At 33.3% G+C, this 12966-nt stretch carries 8 protein-coding genes; 5 read left to right on the forward strand and 3 right to left on the reverse strand.

Annotation, left to right across the window (positions count from 1 at the left end):
• Window positions 1-5906: BspA family leucine-rich repeat surface protein (locus tag ACWNT5_RS02865; RefSeq protein WP_456516557.1), on the reverse strand; the 5906-nt coding region annotated here is incomplete at its 3' end.
• 245 nt (window positions 5907-6151) lie between these two features.
• Window positions 6152-7777 (reverse strand): tetratricopeptide repeat protein, encoded by a 1626-nt coding sequence (locus tag ACWNT5_RS02870; protein WP_456516558.1) that lies wholly within the window; start codon window positions 7775-7777, stop codon window positions 6152-6154.
• Between the two features lie 238 nt (window positions 7778-8015).
• On the opposite strand from ACWNT5_RS02870, the gene ACWNT5_RS02875 reads away from it, so the two are divergent.
• Window positions 8016-9530, forward strand: coding sequence for an NADP-dependent isocitrate dehydrogenase (locus ACWNT5_RS02875; RefSeq protein WP_456516559.1), 1515 nt, complete (start codon window positions 8016-8018; stop codon window positions 9528-9530).
• Between the two features lie 159 nt (window positions 9531-9689).
• A complete protein-coding gene (locus ACWNT5_RS02880; RefSeq protein ID WP_456516560.1) occupies window positions 9690-9983 on the forward strand; it encodes a hypothetical protein in 294 nt (97 codons plus the stop codon).
• Window positions 9984-10073: 90 nt separating this feature from the next.
• On the opposite strand, the gene ACWNT5_RS02885 is transcribed toward ACWNT5_RS02880, so the two are convergent.
• Window positions 10074-11513 (reverse strand): T9SS type A sorting domain-containing protein, encoded by a 1440-nt coding sequence (locus ACWNT5_RS02885; protein WP_456516561.1) that lies wholly within the window; start codon window positions 11511-11513, stop codon window positions 10074-10076.
• Between the two features lie 351 nt (window positions 11514-11864).
• On the opposite strand from ACWNT5_RS02885, the gene ACWNT5_RS02890 reads away from it, so the two are divergent.
• From ACWNT5_RS02890 to ACWNT5_RS02900, 3 genes are all read left to right on the forward strand, one after another.
• The gene (locus ACWNT5_RS02890) at window positions 11865-12341 is read left to right on the forward strand and encodes a hypothetical protein (RefSeq protein WP_456516562.1); all 477 of its coding nucleotides are present in this window, start codon (window positions 11865-11867) and stop codon (window positions 12339-12341) included.
• Between the two features lie 93 nt (window positions 12342-12434).
• Complete coding sequence (locus ACWNT5_RS02895) at window positions 12435-12686, forward strand: hypothetical protein (protein ID WP_456516563.1); 252 nt, start codon at window positions 12435-12437, stop codon at window positions 12684-12686.
• A 54-nt stretch (window positions 12687-12740) separates the two neighbouring features.
• Window positions 12741-12965, forward strand: coding sequence for a DUF7660 family protein (locus ACWNT5_RS02900; protein WP_456516564.1), 225 nt, complete (start codon window positions 12741-12743; stop codon window positions 12963-12965).
• Window position 12966 lies beyond the last annotated feature (1 nt).

Consider the following 12966-nt stretch of genomic DNA (forward strand, 5'->3'; position numbering starts at 1 on the left):
ATAGTTACAAATATCTGGGTGTTTTCGGGCAAATCAGTTGGAACATCATATGTTGTTACATTACCAACATCCAAATTATTTACAATATCACTTCCATTCGATGTAGTTCCAACAATTAATCTATAACCTGTTGCATCTGTAACCGTATTCCAATTTAGATCCGTGGCAATGGAAACATCAGTAGCTCCATTTAATGGACTCGATAAATTGGTACAAACTGGAATGGTTGCCAAAGTTTCGGTAGTAAAATTCTCTTCGGTACAGCCAGTAGCGTCGCCTACAGCATTATAAGGAATGATAGTTACAAATATCTGGGTGTTTTCGGGCAAATCAGTTGGAACATCATATGTTATTACATTACCAACATCCAAATTATTTACAATATCGCTTCCTCCCGATGTAGTTCCAACAATTAATCTATAACCTGTTGCATCCGCAACAACATTCCAACTTAGGTCTGTGGCAATGGAAACATCAGTAGCTCCATTCAACGGACTCGATAAATTGGTACAAACTGGAATGGTTGCCAAAGTTTCGGTAGTAAAACTTTCTTCGATACAGCCAGTAGCATCACCAAAACCATTGTAAGGAATGATAGTCACATATATTTCTGTAGTTTCAGGCAAATCTGCTGGTAAATCGTATGTTGTCGTATTACCAACATCCAAATTATTTACGATATCGCTTCCACCCGATGTAGTTCCAACAGTTAACCTATAACCATCTGTATTCGAACTACTATTCCAGGTAAGGTTTGTCGTTAATAAAACATCAATAGCTCCATTAAGAGGATCTGAAAGAGTTGTACAACTCGGAGGATCATTTAATGTAGAGTCTCCAGTTCTAAAACTTTCTTCAGTACAAGCTACTGCATCTCCCACATCATTATACGGAATAATCGTAACATAAAACGTTCTATTTTCTATAAGGTCAACAGGAAAATCATAGGTAGTTGTATTACCGACATCAATGCTATTGGCAATTTCAATACCTCCTTGAGTAGTCCCAACTGAAACTAAATAACCATTTGCTCCATCTACACTATTCCAACTTAAATTGGTGTCTATGGGGACATTTGTAGCACCGTTTAATGGCTCTGAAATAGTTGTACAAGAAGGCACAACTGGAATTAATTCTGTTGTAAAACTTTCTTCCACACATCCTGTAGCATTTCCTTCTTCATTGTAAGGGGTTATCGACACAAAAATCTCAGTATCCTCTGGTAAATCCGTTGGTAAATCATAGGTGGTAATATTACCAACGTCTTGATTATTGATAATATCGTTTCCTCCAGAAGTTGTTCCAACTGTAATCAAATAACCATCTGCATCTGGAATAGCATCCCACGAAAGATTAGTATCAATGACTATATCAGCACTTCCATTTACAGGTTCTACTAATGAAGTACATTCAGGTACGGATGCAACATCTGTAGATAAACTAAATGATTCGGAAACACAACCTGTTGCAACTCCTTCATCATTTCTGGGTTCTATCAAAACAGTCACACTAGTAGAGCCTACTAATGCATTAGCCGCAAATTCATAAGATGTAGTAGTTACAGTTTCAGTAATAACTGTGCCACTTGGTTGTAAAGTAATCGTAAGATCATAAGATGTTGCATATAGCACAGATTCCCATACCAAATTAGTATTTACAGGAACATCTACATCACCATTTTCTGGAGAAGTAAGTTGTGTACACACTGGTATGGGACAATCAAGAATATCATCTGTAAAAATCCATCCATAATTATCGATCATGGATTGTCTTTGGGCTATACTTTCACAATAGAGTAAGGTCTCTGCACCGAGATTAATCCCTGGAGTTAGTGATTGCTCTGACCAAGAAATCAAAGTATTATCATAATTTTCTCTAGATAAGGCTGTATTATCAAGCATATCTTGCATATTGCTCACATTACTCACATTCCAATCTCCTAAGAATTGATCAAAGATCGTTGCATCCTCAAACATAGATCGCATACTTACGTTCCCAATAATCCACATATTCATTTCCTGATTATAACTGGAAGCATTTCGAAACATATAATCCATATTTTCAGCTCCACTTACTCTCCAATTGTTCAGAAGTTGATTAAAAGAAGTAGCACCGTCAAACATAGATTCCATGGTATTTACACCTCTAACATTCCAACTACTTATATTTTCATTGAAAGCCGTTGCATTACGGAACATCCCTTCCATTGTGGTTACCGAAGCAACATTCCATGAGTCCATTCCTTGGTTATAACTTGTTGCATCTCGAAACATTTCTTCCATGGTAGTGACAAAAGAAACATTCCATACATCAATATTTTGATTAAAGGCAACTGCTCCACTAAACATTTCCTGTGTGTTCTGCAATTCTCCTGTATTCCAGGAATTTAAAGATTCATTAAAAGTTATAGCATCCTGAAACATCGATTGCATATTCGTAACTACGCCAACATTCCAAGAATTAATATTTTGATTAAACACGGAAGCTCCTTCAAACATAGAATTCATTATGGTTACAGAACTTACATCCCAATTATCTAAGGGTTGGTTGAATAGCAAAGTATCCTCAAACATCGAAGTCATATTTGCTACCGCACTAACATTCCAGGTATTTAAAGGTTGATTAAAAACATCTGCTCCTTGGAACATACTTGACATATCCACTACAGAATTAACATCCCAATTATCTAAGGGTTCATTAAATACATCTGCATTACTAAACATGGCACGCATAGTAGTTACATTTGTAACATTCCAACCATTGATATTTTGGTTAAATGAGGACGAACGTGAAAACATACTGCTCATAATTACGGCTCCAGAAACATCCCAATTATCTAGTGGTTGATTAAAAGCCGTAGCATTATAAAACATCCTATCCATAGAAGTCACATTTGCTACATTCCAAGAATTTAAAGGTTGATTGAATACAGTAGCGCTATCAAACATATCATTCATATTGGTTACACTACTTACATCCCAATTATCAATGTTTTGATTAAAAACAGCGGCGCTATCAAACATTTCTTCCATCGTAGTAACATTACTTACATCCCAGTTATCTAATGGTTGATTAAATGCATTTGTATCCTGAAACATTTCGGACATGTCCGTTACGTTACTAACATCCCAGTTATTTAAAGGTTGATCAAAAGCTTCAGCTCCTTCAAACATTCTAGAAGTATTAAGTACATTTGTTGTGTCCCAATTACTGATATCCTGATTAAAAAGAGTAGTTCTAAAGAACATCAACCTCATACTTGTTACATTACTAACATTCCAATTGTCCAAAGGTTGGTTATATAGATCTGTTACTCCAAACATAGCAGACATATTGGTTACATTACTAACATCCCAATTATTGATATTTCCATTAAAATTTCTACATACAATAAACATGGAACTCATACTAGTAACATTGGAAAGATCAGGAATATCTGTAGCATTGTATTCCATGTTTTCGCAACCTGCAAATGCACTTTGCATACTTTCCCAAACTCGAGTTCCCCATTGATCAATGGAAAGTAATTTTATGGAATCACTATTAAACTCTGCATGTCTAATAGAAGGAAAAGTACCAATAATACTTACTGTATAAATTCCAGGTACTAAATAAGTATGTATAATTTCTCCTGTTACATTATTATCATATTGTCCATCTCCCCAATCTATTGAATAATTATATGCTAATCCAGAAGTAGTTTGAATTCTCAATTGGTTCGTTGGTGTAGACTGATTTGCTTCCTGAATTCTGGTGTCATAAGTCAATTTAAAAGCATCAGGGCTATTAACCCAACTTTCAACTACGGTAAAACTAATTTCAGGGCATCCTGTTGCTGGTCCGTCATCATTATAAGGTACTACAGTTACATATACCGTATCTCCTGGAATGAATTCATTGGTAAAATCCAATCCTACCACATTACCAAAATCTTGATTGTCATAAATTATTTGGGTGGTTCCACCATTTTCTCTTCGTATACTAACTCTATATCCTGTAGCATTTGGTGCTGGATCCCATCGAATATCGGAATTAGCGGGTACATTGGTATCCCCATCCACTGGAGAAGTGATTTGAGTACAGAGTACAAATGTACAATTAACACTATCGCCAGTTATATTCCAATTATGAGTATCTATTAAATCTTGTCTAGCATCTCTTCCATCACAATACTCAAGATTAGTAGCACCCAAGTTTACATTACTTTGAACTGCCTTAGCGGCCCAACCTATTAAAATATTATCATAATTCTCTTGAGAAATTCCACTATTAGACAACATATTTGTCATATTAGTAGCGGTCATAATATTCCAAACCGATAAATTTTGATTAAAGCTTGAAGCACTAGAAAATGTTTCTCGAAAATTAGAAACCAAACCAACATCCCATGTATCTAAAGGTTGGTTGAAGGCAGGTGATCCTTGGAACATATTACTCATATTACTAACTAAAGAAACAGTCCAATTATTTATGGGCTGATTAAATTCGCAAAAGCGAAACATACCACTCATATTTGTAACATTAGAAACATTCCAATTATCTAATGGTTGATTGAATGGATGTAAAAGATCTGACCTGACACCACTAAACATTCCAGACATATCGGTAACGCTACTCACATTCCAAGCATTGATTGGTTGATTATAGCTAGAGGATCTGAACATCTCAGACATATTGGTAACATTACTCACATCCCAATTGTCAATTGGCTGTGCAAACGCAATCGCACTATCAAACATATTACTCATATCAGTCACCGCACTCACATTCCAATTGTCAAGCGGTTGATTAAATGAGTTAGCTCTTTCAAACATCCCACTCATATTAGTCACATTAGATACGTTCCAATTATTAATAGATTGATTAAAGAACTCACATTCTCTAAACATTTCCTGCATATTGGTTACATTACCAACATCCCAATTATCTAGAGGCTGATTAAAATCCATACCAATAAAACCATAAAACATCCTTGTCATATCAGTTACATTACTCACATTCCAATTATTCAGAGGTTGATTAAAATCTCTGGCATCATCAAACATGCGAGCCATAGTGGTAACATTAGATACATTCCAGTTATTCAAAGGTTGATTAAAATCATTAGCATCTTGAAATGTACTATTCATAGTAGCTACCTGACTTACATCCCAATTATTAATATTTTGATTGAATCTACCGGCAGCAGCAAATGTGCTAGACAATGTAGTTACCGAAGCTGTATTCCAGTTGTCTAAAGGTTCATTAAAGGAATTTGCTCCCAAAAAAGTTTCAGACAAGTCTGTTACTGAAATTGTATTCCAGTTATCTAACGGTCTATTAAAAATACGAGCACCTGCAAAAAGACCGGACATATCTACGATGGCACTTACATCCCAATTGTTTACAATTCCGTTAAACGAAATACAGTCTCTAAACATGTTTCTTAAACTTGTCACTCTAGATAAATCAGGAGCATCAATGGCGTCAAAATTTAAGTTTTCACAACCATGAAAAGCGTCCTCCATAGTTTGCCACTCGATAATTCCCCACTCCAAGATTTCAATGATTTTTCTCCTATCTCCACCATCATTAAAATAGATAGCAGGAAAGTCTCCACTTATTTTTACAGTATAGGTGCCAGCCGTGGCATAGGTATGGGTTATATCTCCCGTAATATTCGTATCTGTAGATCCATCTCCCCAATCCACTATATAATTATACGTAAATCCAGGATTCGTAGGAATTGTGATTTCATTATCTGCAGAAGTACCTTCTTGCGTAGTATCCCAAATAGAGGTAAACTCTCCAACAAATGCTGTCAAGTCTAACTCACTAGAATTCCTATTAGAAAAACTAAATAAAGTTATACTAATAAATAAGCCGCATACATACAATAAGATACGTTGGTGTATTTTTTTAATCATATATAAGATCTATTTTCCCTTGTTTATACATTGAAAAATTCGTGTTCATAGAAATTCTTCAGTTGATTTAAACAAAACTAGCTGGTGTGTACTTTTCTATCAACCTTGAAAACCACTGTTTTTAGATTTCCTTAACATAGTTGTGCATTGATAAAAGATCACCTCTAAAAATGTTCATTTCAAAACTAGCTATAAATGTTTGGGAAGAGGTTTCAAATTATAATTTGAAACGTGTAAATAGTCCTTTAAGCGCTCTTTTTCCTGTATTCAGAAGGTGTTACTCCTACAAGGTTCTTAAAAGCTCTATTAAAAGAAGTCTTGCTTTTAAAACCTGCTTCATAGCCAATGGCTACAATTTTATACTCCTCGTAGATTGGGTTTTTCATTAATTCTTTAACCTCATTTATTCTGTATAGATTCAAAAAATTATTAAAATTCTTTTGAAAGCAAGCATTTAAAACTTCAGAAACCTGCGGTATATTCATTTCCAGTGCTGTAGCAAAATCTGATTGTTTTAGATCCTCATTAAGATAGGGTTTTTCTTCTTCCATATATTTTAGGATTCTTTCTGCATACGCGTTTCTATCTTCAATACTCAATGAAGAATTTTGGTATTTATTGGAAGTATTAGAGACACTTGTTTCAAGTTCTTGATTTTGTTCTCGAATCCTAATTTCATTCAACTTATCTCTTAGACTTTGATTTTCATTTTCCAAAAGTTCTTTATCCTTTGCTAGACTTTCGGATTCCTTTTTTAGTACAACCTTTCGTTTATAAAAATACACCCAAATACCTAAGGCTATTAGAAGGATTATTAGGGCACCAAAAAATAGTGCCCTTTTATTCCTGCTTTCCAAAACCTCTTTCTCCTCTGCGAATTGTAGTTCTTGCTCTTCCAAATCTCTTTCGGCAATAATACGTTTCCCTTCAGAAAGACTATTTAGATACTCATCTTTAACTTCCTCATACTTTTTATATGCATTGATACTTTTTTGCAATTCTTCCTGTAACTCGTATGCTTTTGCCAAATACTTATTTGAATACATTGTCAACCTTAAAAAACTATTCTCAGTTGCAATTCTTTCCACTTGCAAAAGGTTCTCGATTGCTTTTTCAGATTCTTTCAATCCTACATGTGCTACACCAAGATGTAAATAAGAATTCGCCTTACTTTCTATAGATTCCTCTTTAGTTATTAATGCTAAAGCTTCAGTAGCATTTTGTTTTGCTTTCTCATATTTCTTTAGCTTTGTGTAACAATCTGCGATATTATTAAGTGCTATAATCTTCATGTCATTTCTAGCCAATGCTGTCGCAAAACTATCTACCTTTTTAGCATACGCTAAGGATTCTTCATAATTCTTTTGATGCATGGCTGTAATCCCCAAAGCATTATATGATGCAATCAAAACACGCTCTGGATTATCATGCTGTTTTGCTAATCGTATTACTTTTTTAAAAGTTTCAGAAGCCTTATCGTATTGAGAAAGGTTATTATAAATATTTCCCAAATTAGCTAAAACAATGATCTTGGTTTTAGAATTTTCGGGTAACTCTTTTGCCTTATCCAAAGCAACCAGATACCTCTTCAGAGATTCGTGATATACATCCAAATTGCTATAATAAATTCCTTGACCTACAATAGCCAAAATCTCATCCTCCAAAAAACCGTAATCTTCCGTTATTTGTTGTAATGAGTCTACGTATTTTTTATACAATTCAAAATTACCTTTTCTATAAGTGGCTTGGGAGATTTGTTGAAGATCTCTTATCTTCTTAAGTGCTACAGAATCTTTATGAGAAGATTGAGCTAGTAAACCGGTATAAAAAATGGAAATAAAAAATAAAAGAAATACTCTAGAAGGATACATAGTAATCAATTGGGATCGTACGTTAAGTTAGTTAAAACTTTACCAATTAACGAAACTAAATATAGAAATAAGTTGAATCAACCCTGAAAACCACTATTGTTCATTAATTCCCATCAAACAGGCAAGAACTAATGAGAAAACAGTTTTTCATAAATTATATTTATTTAATTCATAATATATATAAATAAAAATTTATGAATAATTATCTAGATATTTGTACTGGATAAAAATTAATTATATGAAAAACAATATATTAACTCAAGAGATCTCGAAAACAGATACTAACAAAACTATCAAAGTAGCCGTTGCTAAAGGAGATGGTATTGGACCAGAAATAATGGCTGCTACACTAGATATTCTTGATAAAGCTGGAGCTAAAATTGAACCAGAATTTATTGAATTAGGGGAAAAAGTCTATTTATCTGGAAATTCTGCAGGTATAGATAACAGATCCTGGGAAATCATTAATAGAAATAAACTTATTCTAAAAGCTCCAATAACTACCCCACAAGGTAAAGGGTTTAAAAGTCTAAATGTTACTCTTAGGAAATCATTAGGATTATACGCAAATGTACGACCCGTAAATTCTTTTTATCCATTTGTAAAAACCCATTTCCCTCAAATGGATGTTGTTATCATAAGAGAAAATGAAGAAGATTTATATGCTGGAATAGAGCACCAACAAACTGAAGATGTTGTGCAATGTCTTAAGTTAATAACAAAACCTGGATGTGAACGTATTATTAGATATGCCTTTGAGTATGCAAAAGCATATAACAGAAAAAAGGTTACTTGTATGGTTAAGGATAACATCATGAAATTAACCGATGGACTGTTTCATCGTGTGTTTAAAGAAATATCTTTAGACTATCCTGATATACAATCTGAAACTCAAATAATCGATATAGGATCCGCAAAACTTGCTGCCAATCCAGAGAACTATGATGTAATTGTAACCTCTAATCTGTATGGAGATATCATTTCTGATATTGCTGCAGAAATTGCCGGATCTGTTGGACTAGCAGGTTCTGCTAATATTGGAGATAATATAGCCATGTTTGAAGCCATACATGGTTCGGCACCAGATATTGCGGGACAACAAATTGCCAATCCCTCTGGACTTATAAATGCAGCAATTCTTATGTTAGCGCATATTGGAGAATTAAAAATTGCCGACAAAATAAAAAATGCCTTGTTATCAACTATTGAAGCAGGATACCATACGGCAGACATCTATCAACAAGACTCAAGTTGTAAGAAAGTATCCACTCGAGAGTTCGCAAATGAAATAATATCACGACTAGGACAAAAGCCTAAAAAATTAGCTCCAAGCAAAATTAATAAAGGATCAGGAATAATCAGGACGTTTGCCTACAAACGTAAGAAATCCAAAAAAGAACTCGTGGGAGTTGATGTATTCATTGATTGGCAAGGTTCTGACCCCAAAAAAATCGGTGATATGTTATCTAAAATTCAGGCTTACAAGTTAAAACTTAAGATGATTACAAATCGAGGAGTGAAGGTATATCCAAATGGTATGGAAGAAACCTACTGTACGGATCATTGGAGATGTAGATTTGTTGCCTATGATTCTGACATAAAAAAAGCGATTCCATCTTATAATTGTATTGACCAAGAACAAATACTCGCACTTTTATCCAAACTTAACAATCAAGGCTTTGATGTTATAAAAACGGAAAACCTCTATGAATTTGATGGAAAAAGAGGTTTCTCTCTAGGTCAAGGAGAGTAGTAAGATATTTCATATTAAAACATATACATTCATAAAAGGCACTATACATTGCAAAAGAATAATTAAAAAATGAATAAGTGCCTTTTTCGTTGTTATGAATCCAAAACAACATTATCTATTATCTTCCAAAAACAGTTAGTTACACCAACCTATTTACCTATGAATTCCATGTATAACAATATAAAATTGGTAGAAGGAATTTATTCTCCTATCAACTCTGCAGATGTGCTTTTATCTCTTATTGCTGATAAAATCAAATTTCACAACTTACAAATCCTTAGTTCAAAAAACGAAGATGACCCGAATGTAATTCATGCAAAAAAGAGAATATCAGAACTAAAAGAATCCAGAAAACTCATAACCAATTTAATAATCCATGCGCGTGATCAAAATTTTCATATGAAAATTGACGGAACTGTAAATATTGAGTTGTTTAAACCGATGAAAATCTGATTTACTAAACATCATCCTTTAATCTCAGCAAGTCATTATGGATGCTTAGTTTTAATTCTTAATCCGAAAAATTATATTAAAATCTTCATTCTAATTTTTCACAACTTTTTTAATAATCTCATTTCCGTCATCAAAAATTATTCGAACAAGATAAATCCCATTAAGACATTTTGAAACATCCAATACCTTTGTTGTGTTATTTGACTTAACCTCTTCAATCAAACTATTTTTCATATCGTAAAGCTGAATCTTGTCTATCGCTTTACCAATTCCTGAAATGTTAATTTTATTATTTGTTGGATTGGGAAAAATTTTCAAAGAATTTGAAATGATATCATATTCTTCTATATTTAGAATATTACTTTCAATCTGAAATATCTGTACATTTCCAGAATTATCACCATTTTCATTGCTATAAGGTGTAGCTACTGTCAGAATATCACCTTTACCATTTAAACTAACAGCGGATCCCAATTGATCGAAATCTTCAGTCCCTAAAATATCATTGCCAATTTGAATCCAGGATTCATCAATTTTTTCGTAAACTTGAACCATTCCTATTTGAGAAGGCGGTCCATCCTTGTAGGATGCTCCAACGGCCAAAATATTACCAGAATCATTAAGACTAATTGCTATTCCAAAACGATCGTTTGCTCCAACTCTAATGACATCGCCAACTAATTTCCAAGTATTATCTTCATATTCAAACACCAACACTCTACTTCCATAAGGCGATCCAACTGCAGCCATAGTTCCATTATTATTGATACTTACAGAAGTCCCAAAACCAGCTCCAGTATAAGTTCCTTCCAAATCGGCTCCTATTTGAATCCAATCACCCTCACTAAATTTATACACATATGCTTTTCCTAATACATCTTGGCTAAATGAACCTGGACCTCCTGCCACTACTGTAGTTCCATCTAAACTTAATTCAATCGACTGACCAAAAAGTTGGTATGCTACCTTTCCTGAAATGTCATTCCCCATTTGAGTCCAAGTCCCTTCAATATTTTTATACACAACTACTTTCCCACTATTATTCCCGTTATCATCATTTTCAGGAACACCAACAGCAATAATATTACCATCCGAACTCAAGCTAATGGATGTTCCTAAATAATCTCTTTCAGCTTCTCCATTAATATCATTACCGACTTTGATCCAAGTTCCAGCTTGTTCTCTGTAAATTCTAACTCGACCTGCTCTAAAAAGATTTTCTTCATTCCTGCGGCTTGGTGTTCCAAAAGCAATAACGGTTCCATCGTTGTTGATGCTAACAGATAATCCTGATCCGAGATCACTTATTTCATCTTCTAAAATACTTTGGATATCCTCTCCAACTTGGACCCAATTATCAGAAATATTTTCAAATACCTGAACAAATCCAGAACTCCTTTCCGTAGGATTTCCTATTACTATTCGTTTTCCATCGGCACTAGTACTTAAAGAAAATCCAAACCATTGACCTCCCCCAGATCCGTAAAGCGTTTCCCCTACTTGAGTAATCTGGGCCTGTGTTAAAGTCATGATAAAAAATAATAAGTAAAGTAGTTTTATATTCATAATATCTTGCTCTTAGTTATAATTTATTTCAGCTCATTTTATATTTTGGCAAATATATGGTGAAAAGAATTGCCCATACAATAATTGTAGGAAGATAACACCATTCTTTAATCGTACCATCTTATTGAGAAAAATAAGTAATGGTCTGGCTAAACTTTTAAAAATACCAAAATCTTTTCACGCAATTCAAAACTAGAAATCCCAGTAATTATAATTTCTATCGACATTTCCCTTTATCTTTTAGAAGAATTGGCGCTTTAGATATTTGATAAGGTTCAAATTTTATTAAATTACAACAGATCTAATAAAATAATAATGAAAATCATCTTTTTAATATTACTGATAACTATAGCTTCAATACAAAATTCAAAAGCTTGCAGCTGTTTAGAAAAGGACGAATCCCTAGTAAAAAAGGTAAGAGAAGCCTATTATGATGCCGATTTAATATTTACTGGTAAGGTCATAGATGTAAAAGATGTTAATCCCAATTCGACGCATCAATCTTCATCAGATCCTATTATCTATACTTTTGAAATTATCCAAAAATATAAAGGAGATACAAAAAAACACTACGTACAAATTTTATCATCCAAAAGTGAAGCAAGTTGTGGCTATAATTTTAAGTTAGGAGAATCTTATTTGGTGTACTCTGGTATTTCCAGATATTTCAGTAAAAAAGCAAATATAGCATCAAAGTTCGCTACCAGTCTTTGCCGTAGAAATCGAATATTAGAAAATGTAAATAAAAAAGAATTAGAGTTATTGAAGCAACTTTATAAGCTTAAAGATTAGTTGTCTTCATATAACTCTATCCTTAAAAATTATATGAATAATTGGTATGTATCAATATACTCAACCCTTTACATAAAAGTCAAAACAAACTAGATGATAATAATAGCTATTATAATATTATTTTCAATAGCAATAATAGATTTCTTAATAAACTATTGGAATCTAAAGAAATGTCCTTCATGCGATGCGAGCCCATTAGACATTGTTAAAATAGACAAAGAGGTTGTTGGATATGATTTAGAAAACCCAGATTTAAGAACAGATCGTGAAACTTATAAATGTCGTATATGTAATCATAAATGGAGTGTAAGATCTAAATATGATGAAAATAGTGAAGCAGATTAATTATTGCAAATGTTTAAATAAAAACACCCATCTTTTTAAAAACCCTTATGCGTTATGAAAATTAAAACAATAGAAGATTTTAGATTTTTTTTGGAAGACTTCAAAACCGAACACATACATTGGGAAAACAATACGCTCGAATCATTTTTGGAAGCTCTAAGTAAATATTCAGAAGACATCCAAGGTTTTTATGATAATACAAATCAAAAAATAGATGTGGCTATATCAAGCTGGAAAGTATTTGCCGACTTACTTAAGGGAGCCTCTATGTATGAATAAC

The sequence above is a fragment of the Aquimarina sp. 433 genome (assembly GCF_054054605.1).